Source organism: Blautia sp. AM47-4, from assembly GCF_003479865.1.
GTDB classification, from domain to species: Bacteria; Bacillota; Clostridia; order Lachnospirales; family Lachnospiraceae; genus Fusicatenibacter; species Fusicatenibacter saccharivorans.
This window is the reverse complement of sequence record NZ_QUHY01000013.1, coordinates 51,440-69,077: the sequence shown is the minus strand read 5'-3', so window position 1 is coordinate 69,077 and position 17,638 is coordinate 51,440. Positions and strand designations below refer to the sequence as shown.

Annotated in this window: 11 protein-coding genes, 1 tRNA gene, 1 other RNA gene and 2 pseudogenes; 1 reads left to right on the top strand and 14 read right to left on the bottom strand. The window is 50.3% G+C overall.

Annotation, left to right across the window (positions count from 1 at the left end; all coding sequences use genetic code 11):
* Positions 1 to 19 precede the first annotated feature (19 nt).
* The 10 genes and pseudogenes from DW965_RS10275 to DW965_RS10230 all read right to left on the bottom strand — a co-directional run bounded on the left by DW965_RS10275 (position 20) and on the right by DW965_RS10230 (position 10,656).
* On the bottom strand, positions 20 to 241 hold the full coding sequence (locus tag DW965_RS10275; protein ID WP_022462745.1) for a FeoA family protein: 222 nt from the start codon (positions 239 to 241) through the stop codon (positions 20 to 22).
* A 19-nt stretch (positions 242 to 260) separates the two neighbouring features.
* Positions 261 to 470 carry a FeoA family protein gene (locus DW965_RS10270; RefSeq protein WP_022462744.1) on the bottom strand — a complete coding sequence of 70 codons (210 nt, stop codon included), beginning with the start codon at positions 468 to 470 and terminating at the stop codon, positions 261 to 263.
* Between the two features lie 233 nt (positions 471 to 703).
* Positions 704 to 2,878, bottom strand: coding sequence for a M3 family oligoendopeptidase (locus tag DW965_RS10265; RefSeq protein ID WP_117802555.1), 2,175 nt, complete (start codon positions 2,876 to 2,878; stop codon positions 704 to 706).
* A 16-nt stretch (positions 2,879 to 2,894) separates the two neighbouring features.
* On the bottom strand, positions 2,895 to 3,491 hold the full coding sequence (locus DW965_RS10260) for a Maf family protein (RefSeq protein WP_118666840.1): 597 nt from the start codon (positions 3,489 to 3,491) through the stop codon (positions 2,895 to 2,897).
* 180 nt (positions 3,492 to 3,671) lie between these two features.
* Positions 3,672 to 4,022, bottom strand: an RNA gene (gene rnpB / locus DW965_RS10255) — RNase P RNA component class A.
* Positions 4,023 to 4,113: 91 nt separating this feature from the next.
* Positions 4,114 to 5,769, bottom strand: a complete 1,656-nt coding sequence (locus tag DW965_RS10250) for a nucleoside kinase (RefSeq protein ID WP_055267351.1) — start codon at positions 5,767 to 5,769, stop codon at positions 4,114 to 4,116.
* 117 nt (positions 5,770 to 5,886) lie between these two features.
* Positions 5,887 to 6,585 carry a tRNA (adenine(22)-N(1))-methyltransferase gene (locus tag DW965_RS10245; RefSeq protein WP_117510306.1) on the bottom strand — a complete coding sequence of 233 codons (699 nt, stop codon included), beginning with the start codon at positions 6,583 to 6,585 and terminating at the stop codon, positions 5,887 to 5,889.
* Positions 6,586 to 6,607: 22 nt separating this feature from the next.
* A complete protein-coding gene (rpoD, locus tag DW965_RS10240) occupies positions 6,608 to 7,750 on the bottom strand; it encodes an RNA polymerase sigma factor RpoD (protein ID WP_022462739.1) in 1,143 nt (380 codons plus the stop codon).
* A gap of 105 nt (positions 7,751 to 7,855) precedes the next feature.
* Positions 7,856 to 9,633, bottom strand: a pseudogene (gene dnaG / locus DW965_RS10235) (DNA primase).
* Positions 9,634 to 9,649: 16 nt separating this feature from the next.
* Positions 9,650 to 10,656: pseudogene (locus DW965_RS10230) on the bottom strand (deoxyguanosinetriphosphate triphosphohydrolase).
* 203 nt (positions 10,657 to 10,859) lie between these two features.
* Here DW965_RS10230 and DW965_RS10225 point away from each other — a divergent pair.
* Positions 10,860 to 10,944 (top strand) — tRNA-Leu (locus DW965_RS10225).
* Positions 10,945 to 11,069: 125 nt separating this feature from the next.
* On the opposite strand, the gene ilvA is transcribed toward DW965_RS10225, so the two are convergent.
* Genes ilvA through rnc form a run of 4 tightly spaced genes read right to left on the bottom strand, consistent with a single transcriptional unit; the run spans position 11,070 to position 17,579 of the window.
* Positions 11,070 to 12,281 (bottom strand): threonine ammonia-lyase, encoded by a 1,212-nt coding sequence (gene ilvA, locus DW965_RS10220; protein ID WP_055219017.1) that lies wholly within the window; start codon positions 12,279 to 12,281, stop codon positions 11,070 to 11,072.
* 35 nt (positions 12,282 to 12,316) lie between these two features.
* The gene (ftsY, locus tag DW965_RS10215; protein WP_022462735.1) at positions 12,317 to 13,258 is read right to left on the bottom strand and encodes a signal recognition particle-docking protein FtsY; all 942 of its coding nucleotides are present in this window, start codon (positions 13,256 to 13,258) and stop codon (positions 12,317 to 12,319) included.
* Between the two features lie 60 nt (positions 13,259 to 13,318).
* The gene (smc, locus tag DW965_RS10210; protein ID WP_117510309.1) at positions 13,319 to 16,879 is read right to left on the bottom strand and encodes a chromosome segregation protein SMC; all 3,561 of its coding nucleotides are present in this window, start codon (positions 16,877 to 16,879) and stop codon (positions 13,319 to 13,321) included.
* A 7-nt stretch (positions 16,880 to 16,886) separates the two neighbouring features.
* Positions 16,887 to 17,579: a ribonuclease III gene (gene rnc / locus DW965_RS10205; protein ID WP_055228392.1), complete on the bottom strand. Its 693-nt coding sequence runs from the start codon at positions 17,577 to 17,579 to the stop codon at positions 16,887 to 16,889.
* Positions 17,580 to 17,638 lie beyond the last annotated feature (59 nt).

Sequence of the window (17,638 nt, the reverse complement as noted above, 5' to 3'; positions counted from 1 at the left end):
AACAAGCAGACAAAAAAATTTACTCTACTTCAATCATTTCGGCATCTGCTTTTCTTAAGGATAATTCGTATCCTCTGACGGTTACTTCGACCGGATCGCCGAGCGGAGCAACTTTGCGCACGAATACGTCAACACCCTTGGTGATTCCCATATCCATGATTCTTCTTTTGACCGGACCGGAACCGTTGAGTTTTACAACTTTAACGGTTTCTCCTACGGAAGTCTCTTTTAAAGTCTTCATCTTCTCTCCTTCTTTCCTATCAAATCAGGATTTTGGCTGCCATATCTTTTCCAACGGCTACCCTGGAATCTTTCACATTCACGATGAGATTGCCGTCGATTTCCGATACGACTGTCACGTTTCCGCCAACGACGAAGCCAAGATTTTCAAGAAATCTTCTGGTTTCTTCTTTTCCGCCGACTTTTCTGATTGTGTAACATTCGCCTGGATTTGCCATCGTTAAAGGCATAGTCAATTACCTCCTGTGTATGATAATGAGTTTCATCTCTATTTCAGTTGTTAGTATATGCTAACGTACGTTAGATGTCAACTGCTTTTTTACTATTTTTTTGTATTTTTTTCTGAAATTTACTCCGTTACTGAGAAAAAGCCTTCGTTAAGAGCCCTGTTTTTTTGAAAAATAAGGCAGAACAGAGAAATTTCGTATCTCCCTGTTCTGCCCTTTTTGCTTTCCATTTCTTTTTAGAAACGGTACATCATCTTATGCCATTTTGCACCGCCATGTGTCGAGTCGGAAAGTTCAATATATTCGTATCCGATCCTTTTGTAGAATGGAATCATATGATCCTTGCACGTAAGAACAACGGCTTTTTTGTCACGCTCTCCTGCGCTTTTTACCATATGACGCATCAGTGCTTCTCCAATGCCCTGTTTCTGGAACTTCGGATTGACGTCCAGTCCGAAAATCATCTGATAATCACCGTCCGGGTTGTGCAGCGTGGCGTCATGGTAGAGTGCATCCGCCAGATAATCGGTATCCGCACAGCAGCCATTGCAGAAGCCTGCGATTTCGCCGTCTTCAGTTTCCGCTACAAAAAAGCTGTTTTTGCAGGTTTTGTACCGCTCCATGAAGTCTTCATAACCTGCCGCCTCGGCAGCCGGGAAACATAGCGCCTCCACCTCGGCTACCTTTTTCAGATCTTCCTCTTTTACCGGACGGATCGTATACTTTACTTTTCGTTTTAAATAGGGCTTCAGTCCCGCAACGACTTCTTCCACCGTTCCATCCACGAACGGATTCTTCAGTCCGGCCAGCTCCAGCAGTGCAAAATATCCCTTGCTTCCGCCTGCTTGGCAGAGACGGTAATAATCGTCCCACGCCTTTTCCGGCTCTTTTTTGGAACGCTCAAAGAACTGGAAAGCACAGATCTGTGCCAGCGCATAATCAATATAGTAGAACGGGTTCACAAAGATATGCTGCTTCTGCATCCAGAAACCGCCCTCCTCGAGGAACTTGTGGCCGTCATAATTTCTCCATGGCATATAGGTCAGCTCTAACTGATGCCAGATCGCACGGCGCTCCTTGGCCGTCATGCCGATATTTTCAAATACCTTATGCTGGAACTCATCCACACATACCATGTACGGAATCACTTCCAGCGCGCTCATCAGGTGCGCATAACGGTAATCATCTGCTTTCTCTCCAAAGAATGCATTCATCCAGGGGTATGCGAAATGCTCCATTGTCATCGAGTGAATCTCCGCCACCTCGCTTGTCGGGAATACCATATCCATAAACGGAATCTGTTTTGCCGCCGTATACGCCTCGAATGCATGGCCCGCCTCATGAGTCAGAACATCAACGTCCGCGCTCGTACCATTAAAGTTGGAGAAGATGAACGGCGCCTTGAACGTATTCAGAAATGTGCAGTAACCGCCTGTCTGTTTTCCCGGCTTCGTCTCCAGGTCAAACAGCTCATGCTCCACCATAAAATCAAAGAACTCACCCGTCTCTTTCGACAGCTCATGGTACATCTTCTGCGCCTTCGCAACCAGTTCCTCCGTCGTTCCTTCCGGAACCGCATTTCCTTCCGGGAAAATCAGCTCCTCATCGTAATAATGCAGCCGGTCCACTCTAAGCCGTTTCTCCTGCTCCTTCCGAAGCTCCAGGCAGAGCGGTACAATCTTCTCCTTCACCTGCGCACGGAACTTTGCAACATCCTCCGCCGTATAATCGTATCTTCCATAGCTCAGGTAAATAAATTCAATGTAAGAAGAAAATCCCAGCTTCTTCGCAATTTTATCGCGCAGCGGAACCATCTTGTCATACAGCGCATCCAGCTCCCCGGAAATCTCTTCATACAAATCTCCCCATGCCGTCATCGCCTCTTTCCGCATCTGGCGGTCCGTACTCTGCATCGCCTTCAGCAGTCCATAAAAATTACACGTTTCGCCCTTAAATTCCGTCGAAGCATTCGCCGTAATTTTACTGTACTGCTGCGTCAGATTCGCCTCTTCGATCAGATCCTCCACGATACAGTCGTCCGCTAATTTTTGGCCAACCTCCATATTCTTCACAAAAAATTCCCCGAACTCCTCTGCAAACTCTTTGATAAACGGAGACTCCAGAATCACCTTCTCTGCCTTTTGTATCAGCAGATGGATCGCCGGAATCGTCTCATTCCAGAACTGAACCTCTCCTTCATAAAACGAATCTCTGGTGTCCACCGTATATCTTACCTGCGCCACTTCCGCCATTGTCGCCCAGGCATCCTCGCGCGTTTTTTCTTCCATAAAAAGTCCGCGCAGCTCCTCATATGATTTTGCCTCTTTGAGCGCCTTCGTATACGCTCTTACTTTTTCCTGCTCTGCCTCCATGTCCGGCCTTACGTATTCAATTTCCGAAAACTTTTTCATCTTCTCTTACCTCCTTCTATTCCAGAACGCCCAGATTTTTCAACTCATGATAAACCCGGGACGCCGGCAGTCCCATCACATTATAATAGTCTCCCTGGATTCCTTTCACAAACTTTGTCCCAAACACCGTCTGAATTCCGTATCCTCCAGCCTTATCCGACCACACAGGAGCCTCCCCCTCTTTCTCAAGAGCAAGATACCCGTTTATCTCCTCCTCTGTCATCGCATAAAACTCTACATCTGTACGGTCACAGAACGATACCACACGCTTTGCGTCCCCCTCTGTTACCGCAATCGTAACTCCAGTATACACCTGATGCACCCTTCCCTGCAACTGCTGCATCATGCTTCTGGCATGTTCTATCCCTTTCGGCTTGCCAAGGATCTCCCCTTCAAAAGCCACAACCGTATCCGCCCCGATCACAACGGCATCCCCTTCGGTAATCTCCGCAACATCCAGACATTTCAGCCGTGAAAGCTCCTCCACAACCATCTCCGGTTCCGCAGACGTCACAACTTCTTCCGCCCCTGAAGCCTGAACCTTACACCGTATTCCCAACATCTCCATCAACTCTCTTCTTCTGGGTGACCCCGAAGCCAATATCACTTTCATCCTGCTGTCTCCTTTATTTTTTCTTTCATGACATGCATTTTTTTCACACCATGCAGCGGTCCGCGGGAATGTGCGGCTTGCGCCAGATGGCCGGATAAAATAAGTACGCCGAACAAACACAATCCACTCGTGTCCGTTCCCGGCGTACTTATTTTATCCAGATGCCTGAATTTCCGTCTTATGCAAAGCAAAACGATAAGCCGGGTTATGTCGTGTGTAATCATCTATCCAATGGAACTGTCGCCAGTCCCCTTAAGCGACCCACCTGAAAACATGACGGGCAGCCATATACGTTTTCTATTCGGTCTTGCTTCGGATGGGGTTTACATGGCTTTCTCTGTTACCAGAGAAACGGTAGTCTCTTACACTGCCTTTCCACCCTTACCAGAAAAAACCTGGCGGTATCTCTCTGTTGCACTATCCCTGGAGTCGCCTCCGCCGGACGTTATCCGGCATCCTGCCCTGCGAAGCCCGGACTTTCCTCACCTGGCCCCTTTCGGTCCTGCCAGCCGCGATTACATATCTTACTTTGTCAAAAACGGAACATCAGACAGTTAATAATCATATCACAAACTTTCTCTGTTGTCCATCCCCCAAATCACAGATCCCGCAAAGCAGCCTCTCATACATCAAAACAGCTTCCGCCCACAAACTCCCGCAGAATCGAATTCTTTGGAATATCCTCAATCGGCACTCCGACAAAATAATCCAAAAACTTCAGCAGCCGCTTTGCTTCCTGGTACTCCGGCTCTCCCTCCTCAATCTGGAACAAAAGCGGCTCCGCATACAGCTTCAGCACCGAAAGCTCATACACCAGCGCTGAATTGAACATCACATCCGCCTTCTCCTGATTCGGGAAAATATTACGATCTTCCCCGCGGCGCACCGACGGCCACATCGCAATCGTCTCCTTCGCCGATGTCGCCCGTGTCCGGCTGTCACGCACCATACGCCGGATCAGCCGGCCGTCCGTCGTTGGAATCCGGTTGTGCTCATCCACATTGATCTGCGTCAGCGCACTGATATAAATCCGGAATTTACTTTCCGAAGGAAGCGACCATGTCAGTTTTTCATTCAGCCCGTGAATCCCCTCCAGCACCAGCACATCGGTCTCCTTCATCTGAATAAAATTCCCCTTGTACTCGCGCTTGCCCGTCTTAAAATTAAAATACGGCAGTTCCACACGCTCTCCGTTCAAAAGTGCTGTCATATCCCGATTCAAAAGCTCGATATCCAGTGCTTCCAGGCATTCAAAATCATAATCGCCGTTTTCATCCCTCGGCGTATCTACCCGGTTCACATAGTAATTATCAAGGCTGATCGGATGCGGCGTCAGACCATGCGCCGAAAGCTGGATCGACAGCCGGTTGCAGAACGTCGTCTTTCCGGAGGAAGACGGACCCGCAATCAGCACAAATTTAACCTGCTTTCTTTCCGCAATCTGCTCCGCAATCTTCGCGATTTTCTGCTCCTGCAGCGCCTCCGCAATCAGCATCATCTGCTGAATATTGCCCTTCGTGATGCGTTCATTTAAGTCGGCAACCGTGGAAATTCCCATCTGCTCACCCCAGCGCTCCGATTCCCGCTGCACCTGGAACACCTTCGGGGAGAGATTCGCCGCCGGCACCGTCTCCGGCGCCTTTTTCTCCGGCATCTGCAGCACAAAGCCGTCATCGTATAAATAGAGATCAAAATACTTCAGATAACTCGTATCATACGTCATAAATCCATAATAATAGTCTTCAAAATCCCCGAGACTGTACAGATTCACACGGGAGACACGGCGGTAACGGAACAAGCGGTCTTTATCCGTCATGCCATGCAGCCGGAACCGTTCTCTCGCCTCGTGCGTATCGACACTCCGCTTATAAATCGGCACCGCCTTTTCCACCTGTTCATGCATATACGCTTTTACTTCGTCCAAAAACGCCTGATTCAGCGTGATATCGCCGTCCACCGTATAGAAAAAGCCCGAACCCGCCGAAAAATGCAGCATCACATGGCGGATCTTATCGTAGCCTCCCACATGATACACCGCTTTTACCAGCAGAAGAGAAAGACTCCTCTGATACGTTTTATGTCCGATCTCATCCTCCGTTGTCACAAATTCCAGTTCACAGTCTTTTTTCAGCTGTTTGTGCAGCTCCCGCAGCCGTCCGTCCACTTTCACAAGGACAATCGGCGCGTCCATTGTTTTTTCAAAATCCTTTGCAATCTCATAATAAGAGCAATTTTCCGGATATTCGTATCCTTTTCCATCAATTGTTACCTGAATCAATTGTAATTCCTCCTTCTTGCAAAACTTTCTGAAAATTCAGAAGTGACAGAAAAGGCGCGCCCGAAAATTACAACTGCTGAAATTTTCAGACACGCCCCTCTTGTGCAAACGCTGTCGTTACATCGTATGGAAACGCGCAAGCGCAGATTCCAGTACTGCCTCTTTTTCTTTTAATTCCCAAAGGCGTTGTGCTGCCTTTTCACTGGAGTGATCCGAAAGCTGGCGGATCAGCGTCTGGTTCTGCTCCTGCTGTTTCAGAAGGTATTCCCTCAGCACCGGATTTTCCTTTTCCAGAAGGCGCGGTCCATAGAAAAGCTCCTCCGCCTTCAGATTCTCCTTTTCCCCTGGCACTGCCCGCAGAATCGGATAATATTTTCCATCCTCCTCTACAAAATTCTCCTGTGCAAGGAAAAATCCGTGTTCCAGAAGCCATGCACGCACGCGGTCGATATCCGACTGCGGCTCCAGGATCAGCTCCCGAAAACCGGACAGCAACGGCTCACCTTCGCTTAAAATTCTTACGGTAAGCCCGCCGCCCATGCCCGCGATGAGAAGAGAATCACCCTCTCCCGCACGCAGGGCATGGAGTCCGTCGGAAAGTCTTGTTTCTATGTAGTCCCCCATCTGGTACTGCGCAATATGCTCCCTGGCCCGCTCCAGCGGTCCGCGGTTCACATCCATGGCGATTGCGGAGGAAATTTTTTGCTGTTCCAGCAGCGCAATCGGCACATAACCGTGATCCGTTCCCACATCGACCAGGCAGCCGCCCGGGGTGACAAACTCCGCTACCGCGGAAAGTCTTTTTGATAACTGCATGTCTTTTCTCCTGATCGAAAACTTAGTCCAGATAATCTTTAAGTTTTCTGGAACGACTCGGATGGCGGAGCTTTCGAAGCGCTTTCGCCTCGATCTGACGGATACGCTCTCTTGTAACATTAAACTCTTTACCAACCTCTTCGAGGGTTCTCGCACGGCCATCGTCAAGTCCGAAACGGAGACGCAGAACCTTCTGCTCACGGTCGGTCAGTGTGCTTAAGACATCCTCCAGCTGCTCTTTCAGCATCGTGAATGCTGCCGCATCTGCCGGTACCGGCACATTGTCATCCTGGATGAAGTCACCGAGGTGGCTGTCCTCCTCCTCGCCGATCGGAGTCTCAAGAGAAACCGGCTCCTGGGAAATTTTCAGGATCTCGCGGACACGCTCCACAGACATATGCATCTCCTCTGCGATCTCTTCCGGCGTAGGTTCGCGGCCTAACTCCTGCAGTAACTGACGGGAAACGCGGATCAGCTTGTTGATCGTTTCTACCATATGAACCGGAATACGGATTGTTCTCGCCTGATCTGCAATCGCTCTTGTGATCGCCTGGCGGATCCACCACGTTGCATACGTAGAGAATTTGTATCCTTTGCGGTAGTCAAATTTTTCCACCGCTTTAATAAGACCTAAGTTACCTTCCTGAATCAGATCCAGAAACAGCATACCACGGCCGACGTAACGTTTTGCAATCGAAACAACAAGACGAAGGTTTGCCTCTGCCAGACGTTTTTTTGCTTCCTCATCTCCCTCTTCCATTCTCTGTGCCAGCTTAATCTCTTCCTCTGCAGAAAGAAGCGGCACTTTACCGATCTCTTTTAAGTACATGCGGACCGGGTCCTCAATGCTGACGCCTTCCGGAACGGAAAGGTCGATGTTCTCCATATCGATCTCTTCTTCTTCGGAAAGGTCGATGTCATCGTCGTCCAGAAGGAGAAGATCACGGTCTGCCGCATTTGGATCCTCGGTCATGTCTGAGAGACGCAGTACATCGATGCCGCTTGCCTCCAGGTATTCAAATACCTTCTCCATCTGCTCTGCGTCCAGCGGCATATCGCGGAAAAAGTCGTTGATTTCCTGATATTCCAGGACGCTCTTTTTCTTTTTGCCGTATGCTACCAGCTCTTTTAATTTTTCCATAAATTTTGCTTTATCGAACTCCATTGACTGTCCATCCTTCCATAGCTTGTATATATTCTGTCCCTGCCCTGCGAAATTAAACACGCAGAACAGAAGATTCCAGGGTTTTTCTTTGGTATCCAGGCCTCCTTAAAAAGCGAAATCCGGAAGTTCCCCTGCTTTCCACCGCTCCAGGCTCTTTTTGTCCGCCATCAGCTTCTGCAGCGCCGCCATATCGGTCACATTCATATGTGCCGACTGATACGCAATGCTGTTTTCTTTCATATTGCAGATCACATCATGCAGCGCGCGCCGTTTTTCCTCCTCTGTCTCCAGCGGGATTCTGGCATTAAAAAGGCCTGCAACTTCTTTCTGCTCCTCGGAATCAACAAACTGATTCAAAAGCTTTGCCGGATTCACCCCGCCCTCGTGATACTGCAGCACAATCATCTCTGCAATCTGGCGGTAAAGAGGTGTGGTAAAATCCTCCGGCGTAATATATTTTTCCAGCTTTCCAATGAGCGCCGGATAAGAGGTCATCCATGTCAGCATCAGCTTCTGTGCTTTTTCGACACCGCCCTCTTTCTCTTTTTTGTTTGCGGCTGTATTCCGCGGCTTGACACGCTCCGTCCTTCCGGCTCCTGATAGTGCCATCTGACCGACCTGCTTTCGCAGTACTTCGACGGCAATCCCGTATTTTCCCGCCACTGCCTCAAGATAACTGTTCCGCTCAATCTCATCCTCGATTGCAACAAGACGACGCACCGCCTCATGCAGGAAATCGGATTTGCCCTGCGGGTCGGCAAGGTCGAAATCGCGTTCCTTCATGCGGATCTCATACAAAACGCTGTTCTCCGCCTCTTCCAGACGTTTTTCGAACGCTTCGCAGCCCTCGTGCTGGATAAACTCATCCGGGTCCTTATACGGTCTCAAATTGACGACACGCGTTGTAAGACCAACCCCTTTGAGCATCGGAATCGCACGAAGCGCCGCTTTGACGCCTGCCTCATCGCTGTCATAGATCACAAGAACCTCGTTGGTATACCGCTTCATCAGCCCCGCCTGCAGCGATGTGAGCGCTGTTCCAAGAGAAGCTACCGCGTTATTGAATCCTGCCTGGTGCATGGAAATTACATCCATATAGCCCTCGCAGATAATCAGATTTTTTCTCCGTGAAGAGCGCGCCAGATGCAGCCCGTAGAGATTGCGGCTCTTATCGAAAATCTTTGTCTCCGGCGAGTTCAGGTATTTCGGCTTTCCATCCCCCATCACACGGCCTCCGAAGCCGATGACACGGCTGTTGGCATCCATGATCGGGTAAATGACACGGTTCCAGAACTTGTCCTGCATGCCATGCACCTCGTCCGCCAGAAAAAGGCCCGACTGACGCAGGATTTCATCGTCATACCCTTTTTCTTTTAAGAAACGGTACAGCAGGCTTCCATACTTATCTGAATAGCCAAGGCCAAATTTTCGAATCGTATCATCCGAAAGGCCGCGCCCCTTCAGGTAATCGTAGCCCTGCTTTCCGCGCTCGGTGTGAAGCTGGTAATAATAGAATTTCGCCGCCTGCTTGTTGATCTCAAGCAGCGTATTCTTTAAATCCGCCTGCTCCTTTGCTTCTTTCGAATACTCCATCTGCGGAAGCTCCACCCCGGCCCGGTCCGCCAGAAATTTCAAAGCTTCCACAAACGTAAAGTTTCATATTCCATCAAAAACGTAAAAACATTTCCTCCGGCTCCGCATCCGAAGCAGTAATACATCTGCTTTCCTGGGCTGACGGAAAAGGAAGGGGACTTCTCATTGTGGAACGGGCAGAGCCCGAAGTAAGAGCTTCCTCTTCTTGTCAACTTTACGTAGCCGGATATCACATCTACGATGTCATTTTTCATACGAATCTCTTCCACTAAATCATCGGAATATCGCATTTTTTCCTCCCTGTATCTAATAAACCGCCCAGGCTTTCGGCACGAACAGCTCCTCGTATTTGTGCATGGAATACTGATCGGTCATACCGGCAATGTAGTCGCATACCACCTGTGTCTTGTCCTCGCCGCACCCGATCAGATTCCGGTACTCGCGGGACATCTGTTCCGGGTGCTCCTGGTAGTAGGTGTAGAGGGAAATCAGCATCTTTTTTGCCTTCTCCTCCTCTTTTTTCGCCTCCGGGTTGCGGTAGACGTTCGCGAACATCAACTCCCGCAGCATGCGCATGCCCTCGGCAATCTCCGCCGACTGGCGCACATACTCCGTTCCGCGGCTCTGCTCCACAATGTCGTGGATCAGCGTATTGAGCCGCTCGCGGCATGTATCGCCAAGGACGACGCGATCGTAATCGGGATGTCATCCTCGCTTAAAATGCCGGCACGGATGGCATCGTCCATATCGTGGTGGATGTAGGCGATCTTGTCGCAGAGACGCACAACCTGTCCCTCCAGGGTCGACGGCTTTCCCGCCGTGCGGTGGTTCAGAATTCCATCCCGCACTTCCCAGGTCAGGTTCAGGCCCTGTCCTTCCTTTTCTAGAACCTCCACGACACGGACGCTCTGTTCCGCGTGGCGGAAGCCCCCGGGATGCACCGCATTGAGCGCCGCTTCCCCGGAATGGCCAAACGGCGTGTGTCCGAGATCGTGGCCAAGCGCAATGGCTTCGGTCAGATCCTCATTCAGATTCAGCGCCCGCGCAATCGTGCGGGCAATCTGGGACACCTCGAGTGTGTGCGTCAGGCGGGTCCGGTAATGATCGCCCTGCGCAGCGAGAAACACCTGTGTTTTGTCTTTCATCCTGCGAAAGGCTTTGGAGTGGAGAATCCGGTCCCGGTCTCTCTGGTAGACGGTGCGGATGTCACACTCCGGTTCATATCGGTCCCTTCCTCTGGAATTCCGGCTGTGCGCCGCATAAGGACTCAGCTCCTGAAATTCCCGTTCTTCAAACGATTCTCTCAAGTTCAAACGAAGACCACCTCTTTCCCGGTAATATGCCTGTAACAGTTCTTTTCATTGTCCTCCTATTTCCTATATTCGGTGCCCGATTCCGATTTCCTTTTTTATTTTTCAAATTTTTCAAATTTTTTCAAAAAAAGTGTTGACGGCTTACAACTCTGGTGCTATAATACATCTTGTCGTCAGCGAGATGACAAAAACTTAAAGAACATGCGGAAGTGCTGGAATTGGCAGACAGGCCAGACTAAGGATCTGGTGGTCATTGCGATCGTGTGGGTTCAAGTCCCATCTTCCGCAGAATGAAAACCCTTGTGCATGCAAGGGTTTTTTCCTGCTCAAAAAAAATCAGAGGAAATTCCTTTCCGGATCCCTCTGATTTCTTATTTTTCTTTTTTTCAGAATTTTCTCTGCAATTTCTGTTTTTACAGGTTCGGTCTTACAATCTTCGGTGTATAGCCAGCCTCTTCCAGTGCTTTGACAATACGGTTCTTGTGATCGGTGCCGAATGCCTCCATTGTGATGCGGAGCTCTACTGCAGCACTTCTGTTCGTTGTGAAGAACTGGTTGTGGTCCAGTTTGATGACGTTTCCGTTCTCGTTTGCAATCACCTGGGAAACGCGTACCAGCTCGCCTGGTTTATCCGGCAGAAGAACGGATACAGTAAAGATACGGTCTCTCTGGATCAGTCCGTTCTGGATCACGGAAGACATGGTGATGACGTCCATATTTCCGCCGCTTAAGATCGAAACAATCTTTTTGCCCTTGACATCCAGATGCTTTAATGCAGCCACAGTCAGAAGACCGGAGTTCTCAACGATCATCTTGTGGTTTTCTACCATATCAAGGAATGCTACGATCAGCTCATCATCATCCACAGTAATGATCTCGTCCAGGTTCTGTCTTACATACGGGAAAATCTTGGATCCCGGTGTCTGTACTGCAGTACCGTCTGCAATTGTGCTGACAGGAGATACGGTCGTTACCTCGCCTTTTTCAAAAGAAGCCTTCATACAGGCTGCTCCGGACGGCTCAACACCGATGACTTTGATGTTTGGTTTCAGCAGCTTTGCCAGTGTGGAAACACCGGTAGCCAGTCCGCCTCCTCCGATCGGAACAAGGATATAATCTACGAGCGGAAGCTCCTGAATCACTTCCATAGCGATGGTTCCCTGGCCGGTTGCAACGGTCAGATCATCGAACGGGTGAATAAAGGTATAGCCATGCTCTGCTGCAAGCTCGTATGCTTTTGCACATGCCTCATCGTACACATCTCCGTACAGAACAACCTCAGCGCCGTAGCTCTGGGTACGCTCTACTTTGATGAGCGGTGTGGTCGTCGGCATCACAATGACAGCCTTTGCACCGTAGCATTTTGCCGCATACGCAACGCCCTGTGCATGGTTTCCTGCAGATGCGGTGATCAGTCCTTTTGCGCGCTCCTCTTCACTTAAGGTGCTGATTTTGTAATAGGCACCGCGCAGCTTATAGGCGCCGGTCAGCTGCATATTTTCCGGTTTTAAGTAGACTTTATTTCCCGTCTGCTCGCTGAAATATTTGCTGTAAACCAGTTTGGTCTCCTGTGTTACTTTTTTTACAATTTCAGACGCTTCCTCAAATTTCGGGAGTGTCAGCATTTCTTCTGCCATAGTCTTTTCTCCTTGTTGTCTTTTTAAGCATTCTCTTCGGATGTATGGAACAGTGCATTTACAAACTGGTCTGCATCAAATTTCTGCAGATCGTGGATGCTCTCGCCCACGCCGATGTATTTGACCGGAATATCAAGCTCGGACTGGATGGCAACGGCGATACCGCCCTTTGCAGTTCCGTCCAGCTTCGTCAGAATGATACCGGTGACATTTGCCACTTCCGCAAACTGTCTTGCCTGCTGCAGCGCATTCTGGCCCGTGGTACCATCCAGCACCACCAGCGTTTCCAGGTATGCCTCTGGGTACTCTTTTTCCAGAATCCGGTAAATCTTGTGGAGCTCTTCCATCAGGTTCTTCTTGTTGTGAAGTCTTCCTGCCGTATCACAGATCAGCACATCCGCATTTCTGGCTTTTGCCGCTGCGACTGCATCGTACACGATGGACGCCGGATCTGCTCCGTTCTGTCCGCCGATGATATCCACGCCGGCGCGGTGCGCCCACTCCGTGAGCTGCTCGCCTGCCGCTGCACGGAACGTATCTGCTGCCGCAAGAACAACCTTTTTGCCCTGATCCTTCAGAAGGCCGGCCAGCTTTCCGACGGAGGTCGTTTTTCCGACTCCATTGACACCGATCACCAGCACTACCGATTTCCGGTTTTCAAATTCATAGGCTGTATCGCCTACATCCATCTGTTTTTTGATGCTCTCGATCAGAAGCTGTTTGCACTCTGCCGGATCGGTAATGTGCTCTTCTGCCACCCGCTCTTTTAAGTGGTCAATAATTTTGGTCGTTGTATTGATGCCGATATCTCCCATGACGAGAATCTCCTCGATCTCCTCATAAAAATCGTCATCAATATTGGAATAGCCGCTGAAAATAGAATCAATTCCAGCTACAATGCTGTCTCGGGTCTTCGTCAGACCGTTGACAAGACGTTTGAAAAAGCCTACTTTCTCCTCCGCCATACCGTTCGCCTCCCTTTATCTTTTCTATCTTACTTCTTTCGTATTGTATCTTATTCGTTTCTATTTGTCCAGTTCTCCCTCGATCAAATCGACAGAAACAAGGGTAGAAACACCCTTCTCCTGCATCGTGATGCCGTACAGACGGTCTGCCGCCGTCATCGTACCGCGCCTGTGGGTGATGACGATGAACTGGGTATTTTTTGTCAGCTTATGCAGATACTGTGCAAAACGCGTTACGTTGGAATCGTCGAGCGCCGCCTCGATCTCGTCAAGTAAACAGAACGGGGACGGCTTTAAGTTCTGGATTGCAAAAAGCAGCGCAATCGCGGTCAGTGCCTTCTCGCCTCCGGAGAGCTGCATCATATTCTGCAGTTTCTTTCCCGGCGGCTGGGAAATGATGCGGATACCTGCCTCGAGTACATCCGTGTCCTCCTCGAGTTCCAGCGTTCCCTTTCCGCCGCCGAACAGCTGGCGGAACACGCGGTCAAACTCTTTCCGGATCTCCTCGAATTTTTCCGTGAACTGCTTGCGCATACCGGCATCCAGCTCATCGATGATGCCCTGCAGTGTCTCTGCCGCCTTGACAAGATCGGTGTGCTGTGCATCGAGAAAGGCGTGGCGCTCCGAAATCTCTTTGTACTCCTCAATCGCATTCACATTGACAGAGCCAAGCTTCCGGATCGCATCTTTTACTTCCAGCACACGCCGCTTTAATTCACTACGCTCCGGAATCTCCTCCATCTGGAACTCTCTTGCGTGGCCCGGTGTCACTTCGTACTCTTCCCAGAGATACGAGGTCTGTGCCTCTTTTGTCTCCTCCAGCTTTTCTTTCTGGCTGTTCAGACGGAAGCACTCTTTGTCCATCAGGGAAATCTGGTCGGAGAGCTGATCCCGCTTCTCGAAAAATTCTTTGTGATCTGCGCTTAATGCTTCTTTTTTCTCCTGCAGTTCCACAATCCGGCGGTCTTCCTCTTCTTTTGCCTGCACTGCTGCTGCAATCGTCTTCTGGATCTCCACGATGTCCTGCTGTTTCCTTTTGACATCGTCTTTTTCCTCCGCCGCTTTTTCCAGCATGGTGCGGCTTTCCGCTTCCAGTTTTCCCGTCTCTTCCTCAAGACGGCGGATGTTCTGGGCAAGGAATCCATCCTTCTGGGACAGATTTGCGTAATTTAACCGGATTTCTTCAAGATCCTTCGTATATTCTGCTTCCCGGCGGCGAAGCCCTGTAAGCGCCTCCTGTGCCTTCTGGATATTCTCCTGCAGCGTGCTTTCCCGCTCCACCGATTCCTGCATTTCCTGACCGATGACTTTCCGGTTCCGCTCAATCTCGGCGATCTGATTTTCAATCTCGAGACTCTCCTTCTGAAGCGCTTCAAAATCCAGACGGATTTCCGTCTTTTTCTCGCGCGCTTTTTCCAGATTCAGGCGCACCGTATTCTGCTCGATGTACTGCCGCTGCAGTTTTTCATTCAGCTCGGTGCGGAGATCACGGATTTCATTCCGCTTATTTTTCTTCTCTTCAAGTTCCTGCTGGATTTCCCGCAGTTCCTTCGCAAGACCCTGTACGCTCTTTTCGAGTTCCTCAATCTCACGCCGTCTTCCGAGCAGGTTGCTGTTGTTCCGGAACGAACCTCCTGTCATGGAACCGCCCGGGCTCAAGAGCTCGCCCTCGAGGGTTACCATGCGGAGCGTCTGACGGTATTTCCGCTGAATCACAATGGCATGGTCGATCGTGTCGACCACCAGCGTTCTTCCAAGCAGCTGTGCCACAAGGCCCTCATACACCGGGTCGTACGAAACAAGTGCATTTGCCACACCAAGCACACCGGTTTCTCTTGCCGCATCCTCATTCACCTGCGTTTTTTTCCCGCGCATACTGGTGAGCGGAAGGAACGTCGCACGGCCGAAATGGCCCCGTTTCAGGTATTCAATCAGGTATTTCGCCGTCGCCTCATTGTCGGTGACAATATTCTGAATGCTGCCGCCAAGTGCGGTCTCGATCGCCGTCTCGTACTTTTTCTCCGCCTGCAGAAGATCCGCCACAACGCCGTGGATGCCGGGATTCCGGTCTTTCTGCTCCATGACCTTCCGAATACTGTTTCCATAGCCGTCGTACCGCTCGGTGATGTTCTTTAAGGATTCGAGCCTTGACGCTTCTCTGTGGTAATTGGTCTGGCCGGCTTCCATCTCTTTCGTCTGGTTCGAGAGATCCGCCGTCAGCGCGGTAATCTTCTGATCTGCCTCCTGGTACTGCTGTTTCAGGCTGCTTACCGTCTCTTCGAGCGCTTCAAACGCGTTCTGCAGTTCTTCCATCTGCCCGTTCTGTTCGGACTCGCTCGTCTTTAAATGCAGCACCCTCTGGCTTAATTCTGCCTTTCGGATGCCGATCTGCTCGAGCATCGCATCGTAGCGCTGCATTTTTCCCTTCGTGGAACCCCGCTGGTTCAGAAGGCCGATGACTTCGCTCTTATCCTGTTCACTCTGCAGCTCGACTGCCTGGATCTGCCCCTGGCATTCCGAGAGAGCGGCCTCTTTCTCACTCTTTTCCGTCTCTGACGCAAGAAGTGCTTCATGAAGCCCGTCCTTTTCTGCCTGATATGTATTTTTTTCTGCCGTCTTTGTGCGGCTCTCCGCGCGGATCGCCTCCAGACGTTCTCTTAATGTGTCGCTGTTCCTCTCCGATGCATGAATCTGCTCATTCAACACCTCGATCTGGTTTTCGAGCTGCTGACGTTTCAGTGCATTCTCCCCCGCCTGATCGCGCGCAGAAAGAATCGTCTGGTCCAGTTTTTCCTGCTCCTGTTCCAGCTTTTCATACTCCTGCTTCGTATGCTCAAAAGCCTCTTTCGTGCTCTTTAACTGCTCTTCTGTAATCCGGTACCGGTCTTCTACTTTCGCGAGATCGTTCCGGATGCGCTCCATCTCGAGCAGAAACATATTGATATCGAGGAGCTTTAATTCCTCTTTCTTCTTTAAATAAATCTTTGCCGTCTCAGACTGGCGTTCCAGCGGCTCTAACTGCCTTGTCAGTTCCGAGAGAATGTCGTTGACGCGCACCAGATTCTGCTGCTCTTCCGCCAGCTTCTTTTCGGTCACGGCCTTCCTTCTCTTGAATTTGACAATTCCTGCCGCTTCGTCAAACAGCTCCCGGCGCTCTTCCGGCTTACCACTTAAAATCTTATCAATCTGACCCTGTCCGATGATGGAATAGCCTTCTTTTCCGATACCGGTATCGTAGAACAGCTCGTTGATGTCCTTTAACCGGCACGATGCGCCGTTCATCAGATACTCGCTCTCACCGGAGCGGTAGAGCCGTCTCGTCACCGTGACTTCCTCGAAATCGACATTCAGCTTGTGGTCGGAATTGTCGAGTGTAATTGCAACCGACGCGTAGCCGAGCGGCTTTCTCGTCTCGGTTCCGGAGAAAATAACATCCTGCATATTTCCGCCGCGGAGCTGCTTGGCGCTCTGTTCGCCGAGCACCCAGCGCACCGCATCGCCAACATTGCTCTTTCCACTGCCGTTCGGCCCTACAACGCCGGTAATACCGTCGTGGAACTGCAGAATGGTTTTGTTGGCAAACGACTTAAATCCCTGCATTTCAATGGATTTGAGATACATAATTCACCTACGCTTTTTTTCTGGCAAGAATTGCATCGTATGCCGCTGCCTGTTCTGCCGCTTTTTTCGTTCTGCCCTTTCCGGTACCGAGCGCTTTCTTTCCGACGCTGACCTGTGCCCAGAAGCTCTTGTCGTGATCCGGTCCCTCTTCTTTTAAGATGGTGTAAACAATCTCTTCATCCGTCTCACCCTGGATCAGCTCCTGCAGAATCGTTTTGCTGTCGTAGAAAAGCTGTTTGTGTTCGATATCGTTTAAGATATAGTTCAGAACGAACGCTTTTGCCGGTTCAAAGCCGCCGTCCAGGAAAATCGCACCGATCGTTGCCTCCATAGCATCCGAAACGATGGAATCGCGGTGACGGCCGCCGGTTGCCTCCTCGCCCTTTCCAAGGAGCAGAAAGCTGCCAAGGTCAATCTCACGGGCACAGAATGCCAGTGCCGGTTCACAGACGAGGCTGGCGCGTTTTTTCGTCATCTCGCCCTCCGGGAGACGCGGGAATGTCTTGTATAAAAATTCGCTGGATACAACTTCCAGCACGGCATCTCCTAAGAACTCCAGACGCTCGTTGCACTCCAGGCGCTCCATATGGTGCTCATTTGCGTAGGAAGAATGGCGCATCGCCATCTCCAGCAGTCCGAAATCCTGAAATTTATACTGGATCTTCTTTTCCAAATCCACGAGTTTATCAATATTATTCATAACCTGTTTTAAGCCTGTCCTTCCTCATAGTTACCGTTTGCAGGTGTTCTGCGGACGGT